The 22,485-nt window shown below is 71.1% G+C and carries 24 protein-coding genes; 5 read left to right on the forward strand and 19 right to left on the reverse strand.

All coding sequences use genetic code 11. The annotated features are described in order from the left end of the window. Positions 1–109: 109 nt before the first annotated feature. The 4 genes from QFZ27_RS01475 to QFZ27_RS01490 form a co-directional block, all read right to left on the reverse strand. Entirely contained in the window at positions 110–1,288 is a 1,179-nt protein-coding gene (locus tag QFZ27_RS01475; RefSeq protein WP_429224306.1) for a BaiN/RdsA family NAD(P)/FAD-dependent oxidoreductase, read from the reverse strand. Between the two features lie 22 nt (positions 1,289–1,310). Further along, entirely contained in the window at positions 1,311–1,784 is a 474-nt protein-coding gene (gene ybaK, locus QFZ27_RS01480) for a Cys-tRNA(Pro) deacylase (RefSeq protein WP_429224307.1), read from the reverse strand. A 20-nt stretch (positions 1,785–1,804) separates the two neighbouring features. Beyond that, positions 1,805–2,188: a DUF6481 family protein gene (locus tag QFZ27_RS01485; protein WP_429224308.1), complete on the reverse strand. Its 384-nt coding sequence runs from the start codon at positions 2,186–2,188 to the stop codon at positions 1,805–1,807. Between the two features lie 146 nt (positions 2,189–2,334). After that, positions 2,335–2,937: a YdeI/OmpD-associated family protein gene (locus tag QFZ27_RS01490; RefSeq protein WP_429224309.1), complete on the reverse strand. Its 603-nt coding sequence runs from the start codon at positions 2,935–2,937 to the stop codon at positions 2,335–2,337. 65 nt (positions 2,938–3,002) lie between these two features. Between QFZ27_RS01490 and QFZ27_RS01495 the strand changes: the two genes are divergently transcribed. Next, on the forward strand, positions 3,003–3,530 hold the full coding sequence (locus QFZ27_RS01495; RefSeq protein WP_429224310.1) for a GNAT family N-acetyltransferase: 528 nt from the start codon (positions 3,003–3,005) through the stop codon (positions 3,528–3,530). A gap of 172 nt (positions 3,531–3,702) precedes the next feature. Here the strand turns inward: QFZ27_RS01495 and mutL are convergent, their stop codons facing one another. The 5 genes from mutL to QFZ27_RS01520 form a co-directional block, all read right to left on the reverse strand. Then, positions 3,703–5,544, reverse strand: a complete 1,842-nt coding sequence (gene mutL / locus QFZ27_RS01500) for a DNA mismatch repair endonuclease MutL (protein ID WP_429224311.1) — start codon at positions 5,542–5,544, stop codon at positions 3,703–3,705. Between the two features lie 46 nt (positions 5,545–5,590). Continuing rightward, positions 5,591–6,316: an anti-sigma factor gene (locus QFZ27_RS01505; protein ID WP_429224312.1), complete on the reverse strand. Its 726-nt coding sequence runs from the start codon at positions 6,314–6,316 to the stop codon at positions 5,591–5,593. After that, on the reverse strand, positions 6,313–6,873 hold the full coding sequence (locus tag QFZ27_RS01510) for a sigma-70 family RNA polymerase sigma factor (protein ID WP_429224313.1): 561 nt from the start codon (positions 6,871–6,873) through the stop codon (positions 6,313–6,315). The genes QFZ27_RS01505 and QFZ27_RS01510 overlap by 4 nt, the downstream gene beginning before the upstream one ends. Before the next feature lie 107 nt (positions 6,874–6,980). Continuing rightward, positions 6,981–7,538, reverse strand: a complete 558-nt coding sequence (locus QFZ27_RS01515) for a fasciclin domain-containing protein (RefSeq protein ID WP_429224314.1) — start codon at positions 7,536–7,538, stop codon at positions 6,981–6,983. A 106-nt stretch (positions 7,539–7,644) separates the two neighbouring features. Next, entirely contained in the window at positions 7,645–8,349 is a 705-nt protein-coding gene (locus tag QFZ27_RS01520; protein WP_429224315.1) for an SDR family NAD(P)-dependent oxidoreductase, read from the reverse strand. A gap of 425 nt (positions 8,350–8,774) precedes the next feature. Between QFZ27_RS01520 and QFZ27_RS01525 the strand changes: the two genes are divergently transcribed. After that, positions 8,775–10,244 carry a peptidoglycan-binding protein gene (locus tag QFZ27_RS01525; protein ID WP_429224316.1) on the forward strand — a complete coding sequence of 490 codons (1,470 nt, stop codon included), beginning with the start codon at positions 8,775–8,777 and terminating at the stop codon, positions 10,242–10,244. Between the two features lie 64 nt (positions 10,245–10,308). Here QFZ27_RS01525 and QFZ27_RS01530 read toward each other — a convergent pair whose 3' ends face one another. The 7 genes from QFZ27_RS01530 to ileS form a co-directional block, all read right to left on the reverse strand. After that, positions 10,309–11,121: an MBL fold metallo-hydrolase gene (locus tag QFZ27_RS01530; RefSeq protein WP_429224317.1), complete on the reverse strand. Its 813-nt coding sequence runs from the start codon at positions 11,119–11,121 to the stop codon at positions 10,309–10,311. Positions 11,122–11,152: 31 nt separating this feature from the next. Further along, positions 11,153–11,296: a hypothetical protein gene (locus QFZ27_RS01535; RefSeq protein WP_429224318.1), complete on the reverse strand. Its 144-nt coding sequence runs from the start codon at positions 11,294–11,296 to the stop codon at positions 11,153–11,155. 63 nt (positions 11,297–11,359) lie between these two features. Beyond that, entirely contained in the window at positions 11,360–12,166 is an 807-nt protein-coding gene (gene tam / locus QFZ27_RS01540; RefSeq protein ID WP_429224319.1) for a trans-aconitate 2-methyltransferase, read from the reverse strand. 114 nt (positions 12,167–12,280) lie between these two features. Then, positions 12,281–13,921: a glucose-6-phosphate isomerase gene (pgi, locus tag QFZ27_RS01545; RefSeq protein ID WP_429224320.1), complete on the reverse strand. Its 1,641-nt coding sequence runs from the start codon at positions 13,919–13,921 to the stop codon at positions 12,281–12,283. A 78-nt stretch (positions 13,922–13,999) separates the two neighbouring features. Then, on the reverse strand, positions 14,000–14,641 hold the full coding sequence (locus QFZ27_RS01550) for a DUF3035 domain-containing protein (protein ID WP_429224321.1): 642 nt from the start codon (positions 14,639–14,641) through the stop codon (positions 14,000–14,002). Further along, positions 14,638–15,174, reverse strand: coding sequence for a signal peptidase II (gene lspA / locus QFZ27_RS01555; protein WP_429224322.1), 537 nt, complete (start codon positions 15,172–15,174; stop codon positions 14,638–14,640). Before lspA ends, QFZ27_RS01550 begins: the two co-directional genes overlap by 4 nt. Then, the gene (ileS, locus tag QFZ27_RS01560) at positions 15,171–18,125 is read right to left on the reverse strand and encodes an isoleucine--tRNA ligase (RefSeq protein ID WP_429224323.1); all 2,955 of its coding nucleotides are present in this window, start codon (positions 18,123–18,125) and stop codon (positions 15,171–15,173) included. The genes lspA and ileS overlap by 4 nt, the downstream gene beginning before the upstream one ends. 285 nt (positions 18,126–18,410) lie before the next feature. Here ileS and QFZ27_RS01565 point away from each other — a divergent pair, with 285 nt between their 5' ends. Continuing rightward, positions 18,411–18,680, forward strand: a complete 270-nt coding sequence (locus tag QFZ27_RS01565) for a CopG family ribbon-helix-helix protein (protein ID WP_429224324.1) — start codon at positions 18,411–18,413, stop codon at positions 18,678–18,680. Continuing rightward, positions 18,677–18,985, forward strand: coding sequence for a type II toxin-antitoxin system RelE/ParE family toxin (locus QFZ27_RS01570; RefSeq protein ID WP_429224325.1), 309 nt, complete (start codon positions 18,677–18,679; stop codon positions 18,983–18,985). The genes QFZ27_RS01565 and QFZ27_RS01570 overlap by 4 nt, the downstream gene beginning before the upstream one ends. A gap of 12 nt (positions 18,986–18,997) precedes the next feature. On the opposite strand, the gene QFZ27_RS01575 is transcribed toward QFZ27_RS01570, so the two are convergent. The 3 genes from QFZ27_RS01575 to QFZ27_RS01585 form a co-directional block, all read right to left on the reverse strand. Next, positions 18,998–19,936, reverse strand: a complete 939-nt coding sequence (locus tag QFZ27_RS01575; RefSeq protein WP_429224326.1) for a bifunctional riboflavin kinase/FAD synthetase — start codon at positions 19,934–19,936, stop codon at positions 18,998–19,000. An 83-nt stretch (positions 19,937–20,019) separates the two neighbouring features. After that, complete coding sequence (locus tag QFZ27_RS01580; protein ID WP_429224327.1) at positions 20,020–20,637, reverse strand: hypothetical protein; 618 nt, start codon at positions 20,635–20,637, stop codon at positions 20,020–20,022. Continuing rightward, positions 20,634–21,182: a hypothetical protein gene (locus tag QFZ27_RS01585; protein ID WP_429224328.1), complete on the reverse strand. Its 549-nt coding sequence runs from the start codon at positions 21,180–21,182 to the stop codon at positions 20,634–20,636. Before QFZ27_RS01585 ends, QFZ27_RS01580 begins: the two co-directional genes overlap by 4 nt. 220 nt (positions 21,183–21,402) lie before the next feature. Here QFZ27_RS01585 and QFZ27_RS01590 point away from each other — a divergent pair, with 220 nt between their 5' ends. After that, the gene (locus QFZ27_RS01590; RefSeq protein ID WP_429224329.1) at positions 21,403–22,485 is read left to right on the forward strand and encodes an MGH1-like glycoside hydrolase domain-containing protein; all 1,083 of its coding nucleotides are present in this window, start codon (positions 21,403–21,405) and stop codon (positions 22,483–22,485) included.

Genomic DNA, 22,485 nt, shown 5'->3' on the forward strand with positions numbered 1-22,485 from the left:
GGCGTGAGTCGGCTGCCGGTGGCGTCGAGAACCGGAGCGCAGCGCACATTTGGTGCGTGAGCACCGGAAGCGGAGACGCCGCCGTCAGACGGCCGCGCTGGGCGTGTTATCAGACAGCCTGTCCGGCGCACCAGCCAGAGGACCAGGCCCATTGGAAGTTGTAGCCGCCAAGCCAGCCGGTGACGTCCACCACCTCGCCGATAAAGTAGAGGCCCGGCACCGCCTTCGCCTCCATGGTCCGGGAATCGAGGCCCGCGGTGTCGACCCCGCCCAGCGTCACCTCGGCGGTGCGGTAGCCCTCGGACCCGGCCGGGCGCACGCGCCAGCCATTCACCGCCTCCGCCACCCGGCGCAGCAGCTTGTCGGAAAGGTCGCCGAGGTTGCCCGCCGCCCCCTCCGCCTCGGTGACGGTCTGCGCCAGCCGCTTCGGCAGCGCCTCGGCCAGCACGGTGTGCAGGGCCCGGCGGCCATTCGCGGCACGGGCGGTACGCAGCCAGTCAAACACATCGGTGCCGGGCAGCATCGACACCTCGATCTCCTGCCCCTCGCGCCAATAGGAGGAGATCTGCAGGACCGACGGGCCGCTGAGGCCGCGATGGGTGAACAGCATGGCCTCGCGGAACCGGGTGCGGCCGCAGCCGATCTCGGCGTCGACGGCGATGCCGGCCAGCGGCTTCAGCCGCTCCAGCAGCGCCGGCTCGAAGGTCAGCGGCACCAGGGCCGGCCGGGTCTCGGTGACCTTGAGGCCGAAGCGGGCGGCGAGGTCGTAGCCGAAGCCGGTGGCGCCCATCTTCGGGATCGACCGGCCGCCGGTGGCCACCACCAGGGAGCGGCAGTGCACGGGGCCTGACGCCAGCCCCAGGACGAAGCCGTCGGCGTCGCGCTCGACCGATTCGACCTTGCTCGACAGGCGCAGCGTGGCGCCGGCCCGCCCCATCTCGGCCAGCAGCAGGTCGATGATCTGGCGGGACGAGCCGTCGCAGAACAGCTGGCCCAGCGTCTTCTCGTGCCAGGCGGTGCCGTGGCGCTCGACCAGGGCGATGAAGTCGCGCTGGGTGTAGCGGCGCAGCGCCGAGATGCAGAAATGCGGGTTGCCGGAGATGAAGTTGGCCGGCGCCGCGTGCAGGTTGGTGAAGTTGCAGCGGCCGCCGCCGGAGATGCGGATCTTCTCGCCCGGCGCTTCGGCATGGTCGAGCACGAGCACCGACCGGCCGCGCTTGCCGGCCTCGGCCGCGCACATCATCCCGGCCGCCCCGGCGCCGATCACCACCACGTCGAAGGACTGCACCCCGTCTCCGTTCCGGTCCGACCTAAGCGACCAGCGGCGCCACCTTGGCGTTCAGCGCCGCCCGAAGATCCTGCGGCGCCAAGCGGATCTGCAGCCCGCGCTGGCCGCCATTGACGAAGATTTCGGCCTCGGCCATCGCCGATTCCTCGATCGCGATCGGCACCGCCCGCTTCTGGCCCAGCGGGCTGATGCCGCCGACATGATAGCCGGTGATGCGCTCGGCATCGGCCGGGCGCATCATCTGCGCCGATTTCGCGCCGAAGGCGGCGGCCAGCTTCTTCATGCCGACCTCGCGGTCGGACGGCACGACGACGCAGACCGGCTTGCCGTCGGCCTCCGCCATCAGCGTCTTCAGCACGATGCGCGGCGGCACGCCCATGGCTTCGGCCGCCTGCAGACCGATTCGGTCGGCGCCGGGGTCGTAGTCATAGGTCGCGACGGCGAAGCTCACGCCCGCCTGCTGCAGCACCTGGGTGGCGCGGGTGGTCTTCGACACGACGCCCCGCGCCTCTCAGGTCAGCGCTTGGCGCGCGCCTTGCGGGCGGCGTAGCGGGCGTCGCGCTCGGCCTTCTGCTCGGCCAGCTGCGCCACCATCCGCTCCGCGTCCTCGCGCCGGGCCCGGGCCTCGGCCTCGGCGGCCTCGGCCTTCAGCCGGGCCTCCTCGATCGCGCGGGCCTCGGCCTCGGCCTTCAGCCGAGCCGCCTCGGCCTCCTTGGCCACCCGGCGCTCGGCCTCACGCTGCTCGCGCGCGGCCGCCCGGGCCTCGCGCTCCGCCCGCTGCCGGGCCAGCTCCGGATTGTCCGGCGAGACCTTGGCGCGGAACCGCTCCAGAGCGGCTTTCTTGGCGGTCTGAGCGCTGCTCAGCCGATCCCCGAATCCCTTTTCCTTATAACCGCTCATCGTTCCGTCGACTCGTTGCATGTATCCCCGATTCACCGGCGGGGGATGAATGCCTCCCGCGCGGACGCACTAGATATGCTTCCTTGAGGGCGGTGCCAACAGCCGTTCCGGCATGCCGGTCACGCGGCAAGCCGACGGCGCCGACCTCAATCGCCGTGAATCCGTTCGCCGCGGGCGAGCATGGCGACGAAATCGGCGACCCGGCGGGCGCGGGTCTCGGCCCTCTTCGCGGTCTGTACACGGTACAGCACGGCGTAGCGGTTGCGCGAGTCGAGCGTGGCAAAAAACGCGGCCGCCACAGGATTTTGATCGAGCGCCGCCTGCAGGTCGTCCGGCACGCCGCGATGGCGGCTGAGGCCGTAGGCCGCCTCCCACCGACCGTCGCGCCGCGCCGCCTCGACCGCGGCGAGGCCGGCCGGCGCCATCCGCCCGGCGGCGATCAGCGCCTCGGCCTTCTCGCGGTTACGCTGCGACCAGGCGCTGCGCGGCCCACGCGGGGTGAATTTCTGCCACCAGGCCGCGGCGTCGCCGCCCTGCTTGCGGCCGTCGATCCAGCCCTGGCAGAGGGCGATGTCCAGCGCCTGCTCGTAGGTGACCGAGGGTGTGCCGGAGCCGACCCGGGCGATGATGAGCCAGACGCCGCGGGAGGAGCCGTGATTCGCCGCCAGCCAGGTTTCCCAGGACGCGGCGTCGGCGAAGCGCAGGAGCGGCAGGCCCTGGTGCTCGCCCGGAAGGTCGGGACCGGTCATGGCGCGAGGATAGGCGGCATTGTCGGGGCCAAGCTATGCTCTCGCCGCGTCGACGGGAGAACGCCATGACCATCGAGATCCGGCCGGCGACCGCGGCGGATGCCGCGGCGATCGCCGATCTGCACCAGCGCAGCTGGCGCAGCGCCTATCGCGGGCTGCTGCCCGACAGCTATCTGGACGGGCCGGCCGGCGACGAGCTGGCGGCGCGCTGGAGAACCGTCTTCACCAAGGACGAGCCGCGCCGGGTGATCCTGGTCGCGGCGGCGCCGGGCGGCATCGCCGGCTTCGTGGCGGCCTGGCCGAAGGGTCCGGACAAGGCGCTGATCGACAACCTGCATGTCGCGCCCGGGCAGCGCGGCGGCGGGATCGGCCGACGGCTGATGGGCCGGGCCGCGGCCGAGCTGCGGCGCCAGGGCTTCCGGGCCGCCGTCCTGGAGGTGATCGAGGGCAATCACGATGCCCGCGGCTTCTACCGGCGGCTCGGCAGCGTCGAGGGTGCGCTGTTCGTCGAGCCGATCGGCGGCCACCCGACCCCGGTGTTCCCGGTCGTCTGGGACGACCTGGCCGTGCTGGAGGCGGCCTGCGCGCCGTAGGCCGGCCTCACCGGCGTAGTTCGTCATCGCGATGAGCGAAGCGCCCCTTTTGAGTTTAGGAGGGGCGATCCAGCGGCTGGATTTCTGGATGGCCACGCCCCTTGGGGCTCGCCATGACGGCTCCCTTTTAGAAGATCGAGTCCGAGCGCAGGCTCGGCATGACGCTGCCGACTCAACGACGCTGGAACAGCTTCTCGATGTCGGCGAGCTTCAGCTCGACATAGGTCGGCCGGCCGTGGTTGCACTGGCCGGCATTGGGCGTGACCTCCATGCTGCGCAGCAGCGCGTCCATCTCCGCCGCGTTCAGCCGACGGCCGGCGCGGACGCTGCCATGGCAGGCCATGGTGGCGCAGACATGGGCCAGGCGCTCTGTCAGCGGCCGGGCGTCGTCCCACTCCGCCAGAGCGTCGGCCAGGTCCTGCACCAGGCCGGGCACGTCGGCCTGGCCGAGCAGCGCCGGCACGCCGCGCACCACCACGGCGCCGGGGCCGAAGGGCTCGAGCTCCAGCCCCAGCTCCGCCAGCTCGGCCTGGCGCGCGCCGAGGCGGTCGACCGAAGCCTCGTTCAGCTCCACCACCACCGGCAGCAGCAGGCCTTGGCTCTTGACCGTGCCGGACAGCAGCTCGGCCTTCATCCGCTCATAGACGATGCGCTCATGCGCCGCGTGCTGGTCGACGATGACCAGCCCGTCGCCGGTCTGGGCGACGATGTAAGTGGCGTGCACCTGCGCCCGGGCGGCGCCCAGCGGATGCTCCGACGCCGGCTCCGCCACCTCCGCCTCTGCCCGCGCGGAAGGCCGGGCGAGATCGGCGGCGATCGGCGCCTGCCAGGCGGCGGCCGCCTCGGCCAGGCCGGACGGCGGGCGTACCGGGCCGCGGGTCTGGAACCAGGAGGTCTGGCCGCTGAACCGGGACAGCGGGGCCTGCATCGGCGCCGCCCCATCCTGGACCGCGAAGGCCGCCAGGGTGTCGGCGCCGACGCTGGTCGAGGCGCGATGGCCGGCGGCAGCGATGGCATGGCGCAGGGTGCTGACGATCAGCCCGCGCACCAGCGCCGGGTCGCGGAACCGAACCTCGGCCTTGGTCGGGTGGACGTTGACGTCGACCTCCTCCGGCGGCAGCTCGAGATACAGCGCCAGCACTGGGTGGCGGTCGCGCGGCAGCACATCGGCATAGGCGCCGCGGATGGCGCCGAGCAGCAGCCGGTCCCGCACCGGCCGGCCGTTGACGAACAGGTACTGCGCCTGGGCGGTGCCGCGGTTCAGCGTCGGCAGCGATGCATGGCCGGTCAGGCGCACCGCCTCGCGCAGCGCCTCGATCGGCAGGGCGTTCTCGGCGAAGTCGCCGCCCAGCACGGCGCCAACCCGGGCGAGGCGCGCATCGAACAGCTCGCCCTGCGCCGCCTCCAGCCGCAGCAGGGTGCGGCTGGCATCGGAGACGGTGAAGCTGAGCGTGGGATGCGCCATGGCCAGGCGCTCGACCATGTCGACTGCGGCCTGGGTCTCGGCCCGCTCGCCCTTCAGGAACTTCAGCCGCGCCGGGGTGGCATAGAACAGGTCGCGTACCTCGACCCTTGTGCCCTGATTCAGCGCCGCCGGCACCGGTGCCGCCACTGCCCCGCCCTCGACCGACAGGCTCCACCCTTCCGCGGCGTTCCGCGGGCGGCTGGCGATGGACAGGCGCGACACGGCGCCGATCGAGGGCAGCGCCTCGCCGCGGAACCCGAGGGTCGAGATCCGCACCAGATCGTCATCGGGCAGCTTCGAGGTGGCGTGGCGCTCGATCGCCAGCACCAGTTCCTCCGGGTCCATGCCGGCGCCGTCATCGACCACGGCGATCAGGCTGCGGCCGCCGTCGCGCAGCGCCACGTCGATGCGGCGGGCACCGGCATCGATCGCGTTCTCCACCAGCTCCTTCACCGCCGCGGCCGGGCGTTCGATCACCTCGCCGGCGGCGATCTGGTTGACCAGCGTCGGCGGCAGGCGGCGGATGGTGCGGAGGGACTCGATGGTCATGGCGCGCATCCTAGAACCGGACGGCGCCGGAGGGAATCGCCCCCTGTCAGGATGGATCGTCGATCAGCGTGCCGGAATAGACCACGGGCCCGGTCGGAGCGCCGGTGGGCGAGCCGCCGGCGGGCTCGACGCTGACCGCCAGGGTGCTGCCGACGAGGGCGGAGCCGCGCAGCGCCTCGGGGATGGCCAGGCGCTTCCGGTCGGCGGCATCGATCAGGCCGAGCGAGCGCGGCGCGGCGCCGGCGGCGACGAACCAGAGCTCGAGGCTGCGGTCGGCCGGCACCTCGGCCCGCACCGGCCGGACCTGGACCACGCCGGCGCGGGTGTCGACCCGGACGATCAGCGCCGGCAGGTCGCCGCCGCGATTGACCACCGCGACATAGCTGTCCGGGCGGGCCGGCAGCTCGGCCCGGGGCAGCAGGATGAACGCGACCAGGCCCGCGGCCAGGGCGCCTGCCACCAGGGCCGCGCTGCGCCACCAGGCGCGGGATCGGAGCAGGCGCGCCTCCGCCGAAAGTCGCAGCACGGCTGCGGCCGCCGGCTTGGGGGGCGCTTCCGGACCGATCGCACGCTCCAGCGCCGCCCAGACCTGGGGCCCGGGCTCGACCGGCGGCACCTGCGCCGCCAGCCCGGCCAGGCGCCGCTCCCAGGCCGCGACCCCGGCCTTGAGCGCCGGGTCGGCCGCCAGATCCCGCTCGAATGCGGCCCGCTCCCCGGACGGCAAGGTCCCGAGGACGTATTCGGCGATCCGGGCCTCCTGCTCCTCGGTCACGGTCCGGCTCCATCCATGCAATGCCGCAGGGCGGCCAGCCCGCGATGCAGCCAGGTCTTGATGGTGTTGACCGGCCGGTCGAAGCGGACCGCCAGCTCCTCGCGGGAATAGCCCTCGTAATAGGCCAGCAGCACGCAGCGGCGGTGGCTGTCCTCCAGCAGGCCAAGGCAGTGCCCGAGCTGGCGCAGGGCGACGAAGCCGGCGCCATCGGACCGCGGATCGGGGATCGATTCCAGCCAGTCGCGACCGTCCTCGTCGGGCTCGACCAGCACCTCGCGGCGCTGCCGGGCGACGTCGATGGCCCGGTTGCGGGCGATCGCCGCCATCCAGCCCAGTGGCGAGCCGGTGCCGGCCGAGAAGGATGCGGCCCCGCGCCAGATGCGGAGATAGGCGTCCTGCAGCACCTCCTCCGCCGTCGCCCGGTTGCGCAGGATGCGGAGCACGATGCCGAACAGCAGCGGCGACGTCCGGTCGTAGACGGCCTTGAACGCGCGCCGGTCCCCGCGGCCGGTCGCCTGCAGCATCCGGATCAGCTCCTCGTCTTCCTGCAGCCGCATCGGTCCCCGCATCAAGGGTGCCGGAACTCTAGCAGCAGAGCCCGGGCAGGCGGACGCGAATTCGCTGGGCGGGGGCGCCGCGGCCGCGACGCCCCCCTCGCCAGCCACTACGGCATCAGCACGGTGTCGACGACGTGGATCACGCCGTTCGACTGCAGCACGTCGGGGATCGTCACCCAGGCGGTGGCGCCCTTGGCGTCGACCAGCTCGAACCGCTCGTGCTTCCATTCGACGGTCAGGTCTTCGCCCTCGACCGTCTTCAGCATGGCCTTGCCGTGGCCAGCCTTGACCGCCGCCGCTAGGTCGGCCGCGGTCAGCCGCCCGGGCACGACGTGATAGGTCAGGATCGTGGTCAGCATCGCCTTGTTCTCGGGCATCACCAGGGTCTCGACCGTGCCCTTGGGCAGCTTGCCGAAGGCGGCGTTGGTCGGGGCGAAGACGGTGAAGGGGCCGGCGCCATTCAGGGTGTCGACCAGCCCGGCCGCCTTGACCGCCGCGACCAGGGTGGTGTGGTCCTTCGAATTGACCGCGTTCTCGACGATGGTCTTGCTCGGGACCATCGCCGCGCCGCCGACCATCACGCTGGTTTCAGCGAAGGCCGGCCCGGCCGCGGCGAGGAACAGGCAGGCGCCGATGGCGCTGGAGGCAAATCGCACGACACGCATCTCGGGTTCTCCCACTCTGGTTGCGTCGCCGGATGACCGGGACGGGGAGCCCTTACGAGGCGCGCGCCGGGAAAGTTTCAGGACCGGGCCGGAAAAAAGATTCCTCCTACCAGGGAAAGGTGCCGAGCTCCGGCTCGCCGTAGAAGACCGGCCGGTCCGGCCGGATGCGGTCGACCCAGCCGGCCAGCCGCGCCGCCGCCTCCGGCGCCTCGAGATCGGCGTCGGCGCTGGCCATCCTGGTGCGGATCCGGCCGGGATGGACGGCGTAGACCGCCAGGCCACGCGGGCCGAATTCGCGGGCGAGGCAGGCGGTCAGCATGTTCTGCGCCGCCTTGGAGATGCGGGTGGCATAGGCGATGCCGAGATGGTCGAAATCGCCCGCCGCGACCCGGCCGATCGAGCCGAGCCGGCTGCTGACATTGACGATGGCCGGCCGCTCCGCCGCCAGCAGGGCCTCGATCGCCGCCTGGCTGATGCGCAGCGCGGCGAGGCAGTGGACGTCGAGCGCCTGCTGCACATCCTCGATCCGGATGCCGGCCAGCTGCGCGCCGCGGCCGGACATGCCGGCGTTGTTGTAGAGGATGTCGACCGCCGGCGCCCGCTCCGCCAGCACCTGGCGCAGCCGGTCGGCGCAGGCCTGGTCGGTGACGTCGCCGCGGACCAGGATGCCGTCCGGCCCGGCCGCCGCCGTGAAATCGGCCGCGTCGCTGCGGACCACGCCGATCACGGTGTCGCCGCGGGCGGCGTACCACCGCGTCAGCTCCAGCCCCAACCCCGCCCCGGCGCCGGTGATCACGATCCTGCGAGCCATGCGTCGTTCCCTTATGTCCGATCTAGCCGGCAGGATGCGGCGAAGCGGCGGGAGGGGCAAGCCGGCCGGCATCTCCCACTGCCTGATCTCCTCTGAGACCGCAGCGCCGTCGCCTTCCCTATTCCCGGCATCGAAGTACTGGGAAAAAGCGGTAGCACCGTCACCTGCCGACAGGCCTGCACCGTCGGAAGATCGGTTCAAAAGAGAGGCCCATCGCCGGAAGTGTGTATAGGCCGAACCGGCCACGGCATTTAGGATTTGACCCTGGGAGCTTGCAGGGCCGGAGCGTCCCCCGCTGATCGGCCTCGCAGCTCCCTCACATGGGGCCGGGCAGGCGTCATCAACGGCAAGAGAAAGCGGCCTGTCCGGTCCCATGCCCAATCCCGCCCCAGGGCGGGCAGGCCTCGAAAGGGGGAGGAGGTCGGATGACATCTCTGGCTGGTCGGGAGATCCCGCTGAAGCGTGAGCCGAGCCCCGCCCGCAGCGCCGCCGCCCGCCATGCGGCCGGGGCACTGGTCGTTGCCGCCGGCTGCCTCGCTATGGCAGGGCTGGCAAGCGGCCGGGGCGAGGCGGCGCCAGTGTCCGCCGCCGACGAGGCTCCGCAAATTTCCGTCTCCGGACCCCATCCCGCCGCCCCGGCGGCGACCGCGCCGGCTGACGACCCGACGGCGGAAACGCCGCTGCCGGACAACGCCTCTGCCGAGCTGCGCAGTTTGGCGCGCCAGGCCGCCGCCGGCCGGGCCTTTGCCGAGCATGACCTCGGCACATATTTCGCACTCGGCATCGAAGTGCCACAGAACCTCGAGCGCGCTGCCTACTGGTATCGCCGGGCCGCCGATCGGGGCGTGGCCAACGCCGCCTACAACCTCGGCGTGCTGCTGGAACGAGGCCTCGGTGTGCCGCGTGATCCGGAGGCGGCGGTGGCCCGCTTCCGACAGGCGGGCGAGGCCGGACACTCCGGCGCGCTGAATGCCTTGGGGCTGGCCTATCTCAAGGGCTCCGGCGTGGCGCGCGACCCGCTGGAGGCGTTGCAGTGGTTCCGCCGGGCCAGCGTCGGCGGCAACCCGCGGGGCGCCTACAATCTGGGCCGGCTCTATGAGGGCGTTGAGATCGGTCCGCCCGATCCCCGCCTCGCCGCCGCCTGGTATCGGATCGCCGCCGAGGCGGGCTACGACCAGGCCGGGGAAGCACTGGCGAGGCTGCAGGCGGCTCCGGACGGTGCCCCGTGGGCCGTGGCTCGCGCCGGGTTCGTCAGCCTGGCGGAGACTGACCTTCTCACCCCGGTCTGGACCACCATGGCCGCCTCCGGCCCGGACCCGATCCTCGACAAGCTGGCCGCGCAGCTGGCGGCGGCCGAGCCGGCCGGCCTGACCGAAACGGCCCTGGCGTCCGCGGTCCCCCTCGCGCTGTCGCGTGTGGTTGCGCTGGAGCCGCCATTCACCGCCCCCGAAATCGAGGAGATCCAGCGGCTGCTGGCGCGGCTGAGCTTCGATCCGGGCCCGGCCGACGGCCGGGTCGGGCCCAAGACCCGGGCCGCCATCGCCGCCTTCCAGCAGAGCCTGGATCTGCCGGTGACGCGGCGGCCCTCGGCGACGTTGCTGGAAGCGCTTCATATCGCCGCGCGGGCGGTGCCGGCTGAAACTGCAGTGACGTCTGCCGTGACGTCGGCCCCTGTACCGGAGCCGCGGCTGACCGCCGCCCGGGTTAAGGAGATTCAGCGGGAGCTGAGGAGGCTGGGGTTCAATCCGGGCCCGATCGACGGGCTGATCGGGCCCAGGACCCGGGCAGCCATCGCCGCCTTCGAGCAGAACTATGATCTGCCGGTCACGCGGCGGGCTTCGGCGGTCCTGCTGGAGACGCTGCGGACGACGCCCTGGCCGCCGGCCTGGGCTTGATCAGACATGGCCGCCGGCCGGCCAGTGACAGGGTGATGAGGCCGGGACTCGGCGCCCGGCCGCGTCAGCCGCCCTGGATCGCCCGGATGTAGCGCTCGGCCGAGCGCAGCACGGCGCCGCGGGCATCCGTCCTGACCTGGCGGCCGACGAAGGCGCCGTACAGCCGGTCGAACTCATACGGCGCCACCGCATCGGCGATGCGCCGCACCGCCGGGGCCGGCAGCGGGATCAGGTTTGGATAGCTGTACATGAAGGACACCCAGCGCCGGTCCGGCAGGCCCTGGATGGTGTCGCCGCTGAGCAGCACGCCGCGGCCCTCCGCCCCCGCCGCCCAATGCAGGACGGAAGCGCCGGCGAAATGGCCGCCGCAGCGGATCGCGGTGAGGCCGTCGGCCAGCGCCAGGGTCTCGCCCGACCAGAAGGATAGCGCCGGGTCGGGGCGCTGCACCCATTGCCGGTCATCGGCATGGAGATGGACCGGGCAGCCGAAGGCCTGCGCCCATTCCACCATCATAGTGTAGTAGTGCGGATGCGAGATGGCGATGGCGCGGAGGCCGCCCAGCGCCCGGATCGCCGACACCGTGGCGTCGTCGAGCAGCGCCACGCAGTCCCACATCACCACGCCGCCCTCGGGCAGCCGGATCAGGAAGGCGCGCTCGCCGATGCCGAATTCCGGCTCGACCAGGAGCTGGTCCAGGCCGGGCTCGATCGCCGTGAAGACGGTGCGGTGATCCCGCCGCAGTTCCTCCAGCGTCAGCCAGCTCTGTCCGGCTTCGGGCACATATTGCCGCTCGTCCACACAGATCGGGCAAGCCGCCGGCGGCGCCGGGCTGTCGGGGTACTGGGTGCCGCAGGTGCGGCAGAGATGGAAAGCCATGCCGCGATCCTGTCACCGGATCGCGGAGGCATCAACCATGGCCGCTGCTGCCCGCACCGAGGCTGGAGCCTCCGCCGCCACGCGATGCGGGCTTGATCTCGACGCCCTGGCAGGCGGCGAGCAGGAGCAGGGCGCTGAGCAGCGACCCGATCGCGGCGAGATGGGTGATCGACATGGCGGGCTCCATCGTCGTGGTCTGTTCCTGCCATGTGGGGCCCCGCCGCAACGCTGGAAAGATCTAGCGCGGACGGCGGGCGACGACAAAAAGCCGCGGGAAGGCCAGCAGCAGCCGGCCGTCCGCCTTCGGCCGGTAGGTCTCGGCGATGCGGCGAGTGTAATCCGCCAGGAAGCCGGCGCGCTGGTCCTCGCTCAGCGGGTCGATGAAGGGCCGCAGGCCGGTGCCACGCACCCAGTCGACGATCGCCTCCGCGGACGCCATCGGGTGCTGGTAGGCGGTGCGCCAGACATCGGTCTCGGCCGCGAGCGGCGCCAGAAGGTCGTAATAGGAGTCGAGCGGCAGGATCTTGATGCGCACCAGCGCGGCCTCGCCGATCGTCTCCTGCCACGGCCCCTCACCGGCCACGGCGCGCATCAGTCGGTGCGTCGGCTCCTCGCGGTTGTCCGGCATCTGCACCGCCAGCACGCCACCGGGCGCCAGCAGGCCGAACAGCCGCGGCACCAGCGCCTCATGCCCCGGCAGCCATTGCAGCGTAGCGTTGGCGTAGATCAGGTCCGGGGCCTGCGGCGGCTGCCATGTGGCGACGTCGTGCCGCTCGAAACGGCAACCCGGCAGGCGGGCGCGGGCATCGGCCAGCATCGCCTCGGAGCTGTCGATGCCGGTGACCTCCGCCCCCGGGAAGCGTTCGACCAGCAGCTCGGTCGAATTGCCCGGGCCGCAGCCGAGGTCGTAGATCACGAGCGTGCGGCCGGCCCCGGTCGAGTCGATGGGCGGCGGGTCGAGCTCGACCCGGGCCAGCAGGTCGCGGGCCGGGCGCGTGCGCTCGTCCTCGTAGCGGCGGTACAGGGCTGGGTTCCAGTCGGCCATGGCATGTCCTCGGCTCGCGGGCGATTGCCTAGAGATGAGCCGCGGCCGTCATCATGTCCAATAGCGTGATTCCGGCCGATCCATATGCGCTCGATATGGATCGGCCGGCGCAGGTCACGACCAGTCGCGGATCGCGGCGAGCAGGCCGAGGGTCGAGCTGTCATGCGGCCCCGGGGCCTTCTCGCCCAGCAGCTCGGGCTGGATCGCCTTGGCCAGCTGCTTGCCCAGCTCCACCCCCCACTGGTCGAAGGAGTAGATGTTCCAGATGGTGCCCTGGACGAAGATCTTGTGCTCGTACAGGGCGACCAGCAGGCCCAGCGTGTAGGGATCGACGGTGCGCACCAGGATGGTGTTGGACGGGCGGTTGCCCTCGAACACCTTGAACGGCAGCAATGTCTCCAGCGCCGCGCCGGACAGGCCGGACTTGGTCAGCTCCGCCCGCACCTGGTCCGGCGTCTTGCCGACCATCAGCGCCTCGGTCTGGGCCAGCACGTTGGACAGCAGGATCGGGTGGTGGTCGTCGACCGGGTTGTGGCTCTCCACCGGCGCGATGAAATCGCAGGGGATGACCTTCGTCCCCTGGTGGATCAGCTGGTAGAAGGAGTGCTGCCCGTTGGTGCCGGGCTCGCCGAAGATCACCGGCCCGGTCTGGTAGTCGACCCGGTGGCCCTGGCGGTCAACCGACTTGCCGTTCGACTCCATATCCGCCTGCTGCAGATAGGCCGGCAGCCGGTGCAGATACTGGTCGTAGGGCAGCACGGCATGGGTCTGGGCGTCCCAGAAATTGCCGTACCAGACGCCGAGGATGCCCAGCACCGCCGGCAGGTTCTGCTCCAGCGGCGCCGAGCGGAAATGCGCGTCCATGGCGCGGCCGCCGGCCAGGAAGCGTTCGAAGGCGTCGGCGCCGATGCCGATCATCACCGGCAGGCCGATCGCCGACCACACCGAGTAACGGCCGCCGACCCAGTCCCAGAAGCCGAACATGTTGGCGGTGTCGATGCCGAATTTCGACACCTCCGCCGCATTGGTCGACAGCGCGGCGAAATGCCTGGCGATCGCCGCCTCAGGCGCGCCGGACTTCAGGAACCAGCGCCGCGCGGTGTGGGCGTTGGTCAGCGTCTCCTGCGTCGTGAAGGTCTTCGACGCGATCAGGAACAGGCTGGTCTCGGGGTCGATCCGCTTCAGCGTCTCGGCGATGTGGGTGCCGTCGACATTGGAGACGAAATGCAGCGTGATGCGCGGGTGCTGGTACGGGCGCAGCGCCTCGGACACCATCACCGGCCCGAGGTCGGAGCCGCCGATGCCGATGTTGATCACATCGGTGATCGGCTTGCCGGTGTGGCCGGTCCAGCTGCCGTCGCGCACCGCGTCGGAGAATTCGCGCATGTGCTTCAGCACCGCCGCCACCTCGGGCAGCACGTTCTCGCCGTCGACGGCGACCGAGCCGGACAGCTCGGCCCGCAGAGCGGTGTGCAGCACGGCGCGGTGCTCGGTGCCGTTGATCAGGTCACCGGTGAACATGCGGTCGCGCCAGCCCTCGACGTCCTGCTGGCGGGCCAGGGCGAAGAGGAGACCCAGCGTCTCGTCGGTCACCCGGTTCTTGGAATAATCGAGCAGCACGTCGCCGAGGCGCAGCGAGAAGCGGTCGAAGCGCTTCGGGTCGGCGGCGAAGAGGTCGCGCATATGCACGCCCTCCATCGCCTTGCGATGCGCGTCGAGCGCGGTCCAGGCGGGCGAGCGGGTCAGATCGGACATGGGCGGGCGCCTCCGGTGCGGCAGCGTGTCGGATCAAGAAAAGGGCCGGCATCGGCCGGCCCGTGGAACTCACAATCCTCAGAAGCTCGGGACGAGGCCCTCGAGCGGCGCCTGGCGCTTGCGGATGATGATCGGCGTGTCGCCGGTGCTCAACGGCTTGCCGGTCTCGGCATTGGTGTTGAGCCGCGCCGATTCCTTGTAGGGGTCGACCACGGTGCCGGGCAGCGGCTTCGAGTTCCAGAACATCAGCCGATCGACCAGGCCGTCCTCGCTGGCCGCGATCTGCGACGTTTCCTGGTCGACGGTCGAGCGGATGTCCGGCTGCGCCTGCCCGGCCTTGGCCAGCACCGCGGAGGCGCCGGGGCCGACCGCGGTCGGGCCGGCCTGGCCGCGCGTCACCTTCTGGCCCTGGCCGAACAGGATGGCCTCGGCCTGCTCGCGCGGCTGGGCCTCCTGCGGCCGCGGCGCGCCCGGCGTCGGCGGCGGCAGCTCGTCCATCGAGGTCGGCATGGCCAGCGGCGCGCGGGGCATCACCGCGAACTCGTCCGGAGTCGACCGGTCGTAGCCGATCATCTCCTGCACCGTCTGGTTGTTCTCGCCGCAGCCGACGATGGCCAGGGTGGCGACGACCAGGCCGGTCAGCGTGACCAGCCGGCCCCGCCGCGCCCGGCCGGGCTGGGAAGGGGAGGTTGACTGGAGAAAACGAGACTGCCCGCTCACGATCTGTCCCTCTGCTGCGCCGTCACCGGATGCGTGCGCCGGCCGAACAGACTGTCGGCGATCAGCAGCATCACCCCGATGCTGATCGCGCTGTCGGCCACGTTGAACACCCAGAAGGAATACTCCCCGGCGTGAAAATGCAAGAAATCGGCGACGGCGCCGAAGCGCAGCCGGTCGATCACATTCCCGATCGCCCCGCCGATGATCAGCCCGACGCCGAAGGCGACGAGGCCGCGATCGTTGCGCGCGAGCCACACCAGAAGGCCCGCAACGACGGCGACCGCGACCGCCGACAGCCCCCAGCGCACCAGCGGCGCGTCGCCGGCGAGGAGACCGAAGCTGATTCCATAGTTCCAGACCATGGCGAAATCGAGGAAGCCGGTGATCCGGATCGGCGGCGCCCAGCTGACGGTGGTGATCGGCTCGGCCAGCCCGAACACGCCCTTCAGCACCCACCACTTGCTGATCTGGTCGGCGATCAGGACCAGCACCGCGATGATCAGGCCGCGCCGGAACAGCCGCGCATCGGTCATGCCGACGCCCCGGCCCCAGGGCCAACCGCGTCGACCGTGTCGGCGCAGCGCTCGCAAAGGTCGGGATGGGCCGCGACAGTGCCGACCTCCGGCAGGACCCGCCAGCAACGGTCGCAGCGATGGCCTTCTGAGGTCCGGCTCTCAACCGAAATATTCGGGCCACCGGTGACGAAGAACCTCTCGCCGATCTTCATCCCTACGCCCTGAGGCAGGGTTCCGTTCTCCGAAGGTACTGGCGGCAACGGATTGCCCTCGGTTTTGACAGTCAGGCCAGACGTTATGCAGATTTCTGCGAAATCGAGACTGGCCAGAAGCTCGGCCTCGGTCGGTCCCGCATACACCACCGGATGGGCCTGCAGCGACGAGCCAATACGCTTCTCCCCACGCTCTAGCTCCAGCGCGCCGGTGACCACGCGGCGCAGGTCGCGCAGCCGGGCCCAGCGCGAAGCCAGGGCGTCGTCGCGCCACGCCTCCGGCACCTCCGGGAAGGTGCGGAGATGGACGCTGACCTCCGGCCCGTCGCCATGCCGGGCCAGCCACGCCTCCTCCGCCGTGAAGCAGAGGATCGGCGCCAGCCAGACCGTCAGGTGGTCGAACAGGGTGTCGAGCACGGTGCGTACGGCGCGGCGGCGCGGATCGTCCGGCCGGTCGCAGTACAGCGAGTCCTTGCGGATGTCGAAGTAGAAGGCCGACAGGTCGACGGCGCAGAAATTGTGCAGCGCCGTGGACATGGCATGGAAGTCGTAGGCCTCGATCGCCCGGCGGATGGTGCCGTCCAGCTCCCACAGCCGGTGCAGCACCCAGCGCTCCAGCTCCGGCAGCTCGGCGGCGGGCAGGCGCTCGCTGTCCTCGAAGCCGTCGAGGGCACCCAGCAGGTAGCGCAGCGTGTTGCGCAGCCGGCGATAGGCGTCGGCCTGGTACTTCAGGATCTCCTTGCCGACGCGCATGTCCTCGGAATAGTCGGTCGAGACCACCCAGAGGCGCAGGATGTCGGCGCCGGACTGGTCGACCACCGTCTGCGGCGCCACCACGTTGCCGAGCGACTTCGACATCTTCCGGCTCTGCTCGTCGAGCACGAAGCCGTGGGTCAGCACCGCGTCGTAGGGCGCCCGGCCGCGCGTGCCGCAGCTTTCCAGCAGCGAGGAGTGGAACCAGCCGCGATGCTGGTCCGAGCCCTCGAGATAGAGGTCGGCCGGCCATTTCAGATCCGGCCGCTGCTCCAGCACGAAGGCGTGGGTCGAGCCGGATTCGAACCAGACGTCGACGATGTCGAGGACCTGCTCGTAATCCTCGGCCTTGAAGGAGTTGCCGAGGAAGAACTGGGCGTCGTGCTTGTACCAGGCGTCGGCGCCTTCGAGCTCGAAGGTCGCGGCGATGCGCTGGCACACCGCGGTGTCGCGCAGCGGCTCGCCGGTCGCCTTGTCGACGAAGATCGCGATCGGCACGCCCCAGGCGCGCTGGCGGCTGATCACCCAGTCCGGCCGGCTCTCGATCATCGAGGACAGGCGGTTGTAGCCCTGCTCCGGCACGAAGCGGGTCTGCTTCAGCGCCGCCAGCGCCGTCTCGCGCAGCCCGTTCGTCTCCATCGAGATGAACCATTGCGGCGTGGCGCGGAAGATCAGCGGCGCCTTGGACCGCCAGCTGTGCGGGTAGGAGTGGCGGATCTGGCCGCGGGCCAGCAGGCCGCCGGCGGCCTCGACCGCCGCGGTGACGACCTTGTTGGCGTCGCCCTTCTTGCCGTCGGGCCGATAGATCACATGGCCGGCGAACAGCGGCACGCTGACATGGTAGCTGCCGTCCTCGGTCACCGTCTCGGTGGCGGGGATGCCGTGGGCGCGGCCGAGATCGAAATCGTCGGCGCCGTGGCTGGGCGCGGTGTGGACCAGGCCGGTGCCGGCATCGACCGTGACATGGCCGGCGGGCAGGAACGGCACCTCGAACTCATAGCCCTGCCCCGCCAGCGGATGGCGGGCGACGGTGCCGGCGAAGTCCGAGCCCGGGAACTTGTCGATCGCGGTCCAGCCGGTGACGGCGAGGTCCTTGGCCACCGCATCGGCCAGCGCCGTGGCCAGCACCAGGGTCTCGCCGACCTTCGCCAGGCTGCCCTCGGCCACGGTGTCGACCTGGTAGACGCCGTATTCGAAATCCGGCCCATAGGCGATGGCGCGGTTGGCCGGCAAGGTCCAGGGCGTGGTGGTCCAGGCCACCGCCGCGGCGCCGTCGAGCGACGGCCGCGACGCCTTGGCCACCGGGAAGCGCACCCAGACCATGTCCGAGGTGATGTCCTGGTACTCGACCTCGGCCTCGGCCAAAGCGGTCTTCTCGACCACCGACCACAGCACCGGCTTCAGCCCGCGATACAGCCCGCCATTCATCAGGAACTTGTGGATCTCTCGGACGATCTGCGCCTCGGCCGGGTCGGTCATGGTCAGGTACGGGTCGGCCCAGTCGCCCATCACGCCGAGGCGCTGGAACTGCTCCGACTGCACCCCGACCCAATGCTTGGCGAAGGCGCGGCATTCCTCGCGGAACTGCAGCACCGGCACCGCATCCTTGTCCTGGCCGGCCTTGCGGTACTTCTCCTCGATCTTCCACTCGATCGGCAGGCCGTGGCAGTCCCAGCCCGGGACATAGACCGAATCCCGGCCCAGCATCTGGCGGGTGCGGACGACGATGTCCTTCAGGATCTTGTTGACGGCATGGCCGATATGGATGTCGCCATTGGCGTAGGGCGGGCCGTCATGCAGGACGAATTTTTCCCGGCCCTTCGACGCGGCGCGGATCCGGCCCAGCAGGTCGTTCGCCGCCCAGCGGGCCAGCAGCTCCGGCTCCTTCTGCGGCAGGCCGCCACGCATCGGGAAGTCCGTCTTCGGCAGGAAGACGGTGGATCGGTAGTCGGGCGCGGCCGGATCGGCGGCGGCGCCCGGTGTCTCGGCAGGCTGTACGGTCATGGCATGAAGGCTCGTGGATCCACGCGGGGGTCAATACCCGCTTTGACGATCGGATGCCAGCCGGACGACCCGGCGGGCCGTGGAGCGGCATGATGCGAGGGGTGCGCGCGGCGCGGTGACCCGACCCCCGTCAGAGGGCCGGGCGGATAATTCGGAACAGGGCGGCCGGCTTGCGCATGGACCCCATCGTACCGGACCGGCGCCCGGGGTCAAGGCGCGCAACCGACCTGGAGAGTACGTCGAGGGTGTGCCAGAATGTGTACAAGTAAACACAGAGGTTGTGCGATGACCGCCAGCACCACGATGACGATTCGGATCAGACCCGATGTAAAAGAAAAGCTCGAACGGATCGCGGTCGGCACCCGGCGGAGCAAGTCGTTCCTCGCTGGCGAAGCGGTTGCGGCCTATGTCGATCGCGAGCTTGAAATCATCGAGGGCATCAAGCGTGGCATGGCCGGAGCAGAGGCCGGACGGATCGTGCCGCACGATGAGGCTATGGCTGAAATCTATGCCGCCATCGAGGCGGCCGAAGCGAAGCGTTCGGGCAAGGCGTGAAGCGGCCTGTCGGCTGGTCGCGCGAAGCCCTGAACGACGTCAAAGGTCAGGTTGCATTCATCGCGCGGGATAATCCCCTGGCCGCAAGGCGGATCGCCGATCGCCTTCGAGATGCGGGCGAAGCTCTTGGCAACCTTGCCTCAGGCCGGCCTGGCCGCGTGACCGGCACCTACGAGACGTCGGTGAGCCGCCTCCCCTATATCATCGCCTATGAGCTGCGGCCGATTGCTGGCCGGGAAAGCGTCGTCATTCTGCGCGTGATCCACACGGCGCGGAACTGGCCGGCGGAAGAATGGCCGAACTGACCTGGTAGCGCCTCACCGGGCCAGCACCTGCCGCGCCGCCTCGCAGTCGCGGTCGATCTGGGCGACCAGCGCCTCGAGCGAGTCGAACTTCTCCTCGCCGCGCAGCCACTCCACCAGCTGCACCCGCAGGTGGCGGTGGTAGAGGTCGCCGGAGAAGTCGAACAGATAGGCCTCGAGCAGCGGCGTCTCGGTCCGCCACATCGGCCGGATGCCGAGATTGGCGACGCCGTCGTGCCACACCAGCGGCCCGCCCTCGTCGACGGCGCAGCGCACGGCGTAGATGCCGTAGGCCGGGCGCAGGAAGTCGCCGAGCTCGACATTGGCGGTCGGGAAGCCGAGCTCGCGGCCGCGCTTGTCGCCATGCTCGACCCGGCCCTCGATCTCCCAGGGCCGGCCCAGGATCTCGGCGGCGCCATGGGTGTCGCCGGCGGCCAGCAGCTCGCGCGCCCGGCTTGAGGAATAGAGGCCGCCGGTCTCGTCAGAGGCCTGGGTGACGATGGTGACGCCGAAGCCGAGCCGCCGGCCGAAGCCGGTCAGCGTCTCCGGCGTGCCGGCGCGGCGGTGGCCGAAGCAGAAATCATAGCCGACCACGACATGGCGGGCGCCCATCGCCCCGACCAGAATGGTCTGAATGAAATCCTCGGCCGAGCGGGCGGCGAGGGCCCGGTCGAAATGCAGCACCACATGCAGGTCGACGCCCAGCGCCTCCAGCAGCCGCGCCTTGATCCGGAACGGGGTCAGCCGGAACGGCGGGTCGTCGGGGCGGAACAGGCTGCGCGGATGCGGCTCGAAGCTGAGCACGCAGAGCGGCACGCCGAGGCGCCGCGCCTCGGCCTGGGCCGCCGCGACCACGGTCTGGTGGCCGCGATGCACGCCGTCGAAATTGCCGATGGCGACCACCGCGCCGCGCGCCGCTGCCGGCAGGGTCTCGGTGTGGCGGAAGATCTGCATGGGCCTCGTCCCGGCCCGGCCGGTCGTGCCGGGCCTGTTGGATATAGCGAGGACCGGCGCCGCCAGCCAGGGGGCAGGCCGGGCTAGGACGGCGTGGCGCCCATCCGGCGCCGGCCGGGCAGCAGCAGTGCGGTCGGCGCCAGGCGGCGCTGCACCAGATAGATCGGCCCGGCCGGCATGTTGTCGGTGACCACCAGATGCAACGTCACCGTGCCGCCGGGCGGAATCGTGCCGCCCTCGAACACCAGGCCGTCATGCGGCTCGTCGACCACCCGGCCGGAGGCGAAGCCCTCGGCCCAGATCGAGCGGATAACATGCGGCCCCTGGGCGAAGGACAGGCCATCATCATAGGTGCTGCCCTCGCCGCGCCTCCGCTCCAGCTCGACCGGAAAGTCCTGCCAGGTCTGGTTGGTGTCGTTGCGCACCACCTTGGTCAGGGCGAAGCCGGTGAGATGGGCGGTGGCGATGCGGTTGCCGAAGCCGGTGGTCAGCCCGGTGATGGTCAGCGCCGCCTCGCCGTTGCCGGTGATCCGTTCGACCACCACGAAGGGATCGTCGAGCCGCCCGGTCCCGCTGGCCGATTCCAGCACGAAGCCGCCCTCGGCATCGCTGAACACCAGCCCGGCGGCCGAGATCTCGCCAGCCAGCGCGGCGCCCGCGAACCACAGGCACAGCAGCAGGCCGGATATCGCCGCTTTCACGGCAGGGCCCGGGCGACGCGCCGCGGCGGCGGCAGGGACGCGGTCGGCTGGATCCGCCGCTGCACCACGTAGAAATGCGCCGACGGAGTGTTGTCGGTGACCACGACGCGCAGCACCAGCACCGCGCCGGGCGCCACCGTGCCGTCGTGGAACAGCACCATGTCGCGCGGCTCGTCATACATCTGGGCCGCGGTGAAGCGGTCGGCGCGGATGCCGCGCACCGCGTCGGGCGCCTGGGCGAAGGACAGGCCGTCGCCATAAGGGCTTTGATCGCCGCGCTGCTCCTGCAGCTCGACCGGGAAGTCGCGCCAGGTCTCCGCGGTGTCGTTGTGCACCACCTTGACCAGGGCGAAGCCGGCCAGATGCGCGGTGCCGACCCGGTTGCCGAAGGCCGGCGTCAGGCCGGTGACGGTGAGCGCCGCCTCGCCCTTGCCGGTGATCCGCTCGACCACCACGAAGGGGTCGTCGAGCCGCCCGGTCCCGGTTGCGGATTCGAGCACGAAGCCGCCTTCCGCGTCGCTGAAGGTGATCCCCGCGACCGTCATCTCTGCCGCGTGGGCGGCCACCCCCCATGCCGCCAGGACGATGACGGGGGCGCATAACGCCGAGCGCCTCATGCCGGTCAGTGTGGCCGTCCGCCGCCTCGCGGTAAAGGGGCTCGCGGCAAAGCCCGATCACCGCGACTTGCTTTTATGTTTATTTATCCTAAAGCTTTAGATAATCACTCGCCGCCGTTGCCGGCCCGCCGAAACCGACCGCGAGCATATGACTGCTGAGCTGACCGAAGCCGCCATCGCCGTCCTCCGGGCCAATGACCGGGGCGGCCATACCGTGTCGACCGCCGCCAGCCCCGCCGCGGCGCAGCGGAACTGGGACTCCAGCCTGGCCGCGATCGGCCTCGCCCAGTTCGACGAGGATCGCGCCTGGACCGAGATCGAGACCCTGCTGGGCGGGCAGGAGCCGGACGGCATGGTGCCGCACATCCTGGTCCATGGCGGCGACGCCGGCGATGTCCCGGATGGCGGGACGGCCCTCACCCACCCGCCGGTCGCCACCACCGCCGTCCGCCATCTGTTCGAGCGCTTCGGGGTGCGGCGGTCGCGCCCCCACCTGCGAACTCTGGCCCCGAAGCTGCTGGCCTGGCACCGCTGGTTCGCCGCGGCGCGGGACCTCGAGGGCACCGGCCTGGCGGCGATCATCGATCCCGAGGAGAGCGCGATGGCAGGCAGCCCGGCCTGGGACGCCGCGCCGGCCCCCTTCCGGGTCGCCGACATCGGCTTCAACGCCATGCTGCAGCGCGCCAACCGCGACCTGCGTTTCCTGCTCGACATGGTCGACGACCGCGCCGGCATGGCCGAGGTCGACCGCATGATCTCCACGACCCGGGCGGCACTGGAGGCGTGCTGGGTCAGGGCCGACGGCGCCTATCACTCGCGCGACGCCGGCAGCGGCCGCCCGATCGGCCAGTCCGGCATCGGCGGCCTGCTGCCGCTCTACGCCGATCCGGCCCTGGCGACGCGGCACCCGGCCCTGCCGGCCCGGCTGGAGCATTGGCTGGACCAGGCCGCCGTCGCGGTGCCGAGCGTCGGGCCCGGCCAGCCCGAATTCGATCCCGGGCGCCCCTGGCGCGGCGCAGTCTCGCTGCCGGTCAACTGGATGCTCTATGATGGGATCAAGCGCGCCGGCCGGCAGGACCTGGCGGCGCGCATCCGCCGCGACAGCATGGCCGTTGCCGCCCGCAGCGGCTTCCGCGAATACTTCGACCCGATCACCGGCGAGGGGCTCGGCGGCGCCGACGCCTCCTCGACCGCAGCCATGGTGCTGCTGTTCGCCGGCCTCGAGGACTGA

The organism is Inquilinus ginsengisoli (assembly GCF_050434925.1).
In the GTDB taxonomy this organism is placed as follows: Bacteria; Pseudomonadota; Alphaproteobacteria; order DSM-16000; family Inquilinaceae; genus Inquilinus; species Inquilinus ginsengisoli_B.

What these genes read in the sequence shown, in the direction of transcription:
- QFZ27_RS01485 (WP_429224308.1), bottom strand. Translation starts at nt 2,188, where the DNA reads ATGAGCGGTTATAAGGAAAAGGGATTCGGGGATCGGCTGAGCAGCGCT.
- QFZ27_RS01490 (WP_429224309.1), bottom strand. Translation starts at nt 2,937, where the DNA reads ATGACCGGTCCCGACCTTCCGGGCGAGCACCAGGGCCTGCCGCTCCTG.
- QFZ27_RS01495 (WP_429224310.1), top strand. Translation starts at nt 3,003, where the DNA reads ATGACCATCGAGATCCGGCCGGCGACCGCGGCGGATGCCGCGGCGATC.
- mutL (WP_429224311.1), bottom strand. Translation starts at nt 5,544, where the DNA reads ATGACCATCGAGTCCCTCCGCACCATCCGCCGCCTGCCGCCGACGCTG.
- QFZ27_RS01510 (WP_429224313.1), bottom strand. Translation starts at nt 6,873, where the DNA reads ATGCGGCTGCAGGAAGACGAGGAGCTGATCCGGATGCTGCAGGCGACC.
- QFZ27_RS01515 (WP_429224314.1), bottom strand. Translation starts at nt 7,538, where the DNA reads ATGCGTGTCGTGCGATTTGCCTCCAGCGCCATCGGCGCCTGCCTGTTC.
- QFZ27_RS01520 (WP_429224315.1), bottom strand. Translation starts at nt 8,349, where the DNA reads ATGGCTCGCAGGATCGTGATCACCGGCGCCGGGGCGGGGTTGGGGCTG.
- QFZ27_RS01525 (WP_429224316.1), top strand. Translation starts at nt 8,775, where the DNA reads ATGACATCTCTGGCTGGTCGGGAGATCCCGCTGAAGCGTGAGCCGAGC.
- QFZ27_RS01530 (WP_429224317.1), bottom strand. Translation starts at nt 11,121, where the DNA reads ATGGCTTTCCATCTCTGCCGCACCTGCGGCACCCAGTACCCCGACAGC.
- QFZ27_RS01535 (WP_429224318.1), bottom strand. Translation starts at nt 11,296, where the DNA reads ATGTCGATCACCCATCTCGCCGCGATCGGGTCGCTGCTCAGCGCCCTG.
- tam (WP_429224319.1), bottom strand. Translation starts at nt 12,166, where the DNA reads ATGGCCGACTGGAACCCAGCCCTGTACCGCCGCTACGAGGACGAGCGC.
- pgi (WP_429224320.1), bottom strand. Translation starts at nt 13,921, where the DNA reads ATGTCCGATCTGACCCGCTCGCCCGCCTGGACCGCGCTCGACGCGCAT.
- lspA (WP_429224322.1), bottom strand. Translation starts at nt 15,174, where the DNA reads ATGACCGATGCGCGGCTGTTCCGGCGCGGCCTGATCATCGCGGTGCTG.
- ileS (WP_429224323.1), bottom strand. Translation starts at nt 18,125, where the DNA reads ATGACCGTACAGCCTGCCGAGACACCGGGCGCCGCCGCCGATCCGGCC.
- QFZ27_RS01565 (WP_429224324.1), top strand. Translation starts at nt 18,411, where the DNA reads ATGACCGCCAGCACCACGATGACGATTCGGATCAGACCCGATGTAAAA.
- QFZ27_RS01575 (WP_429224326.1), bottom strand. Translation starts at nt 19,936, where the DNA reads ATGCAGATCTTCCGCCACACCGAGACCCTGCCGGCAGCGGCGCGCGGC.
- QFZ27_RS01585 (WP_429224328.1), bottom strand. Translation starts at nt 21,182, where the DNA reads ATGACGGTCGCGGGGATCACCTTCAGCGACGCGGAAGGCGGCTTCGTG.
- QFZ27_RS01590 (WP_429224329.1), top strand. Translation starts at nt 21,403, where the DNA reads ATGACTGCTGAGCTGACCGAAGCCGCCATCGCCGTCCTCCGGGCCAAT.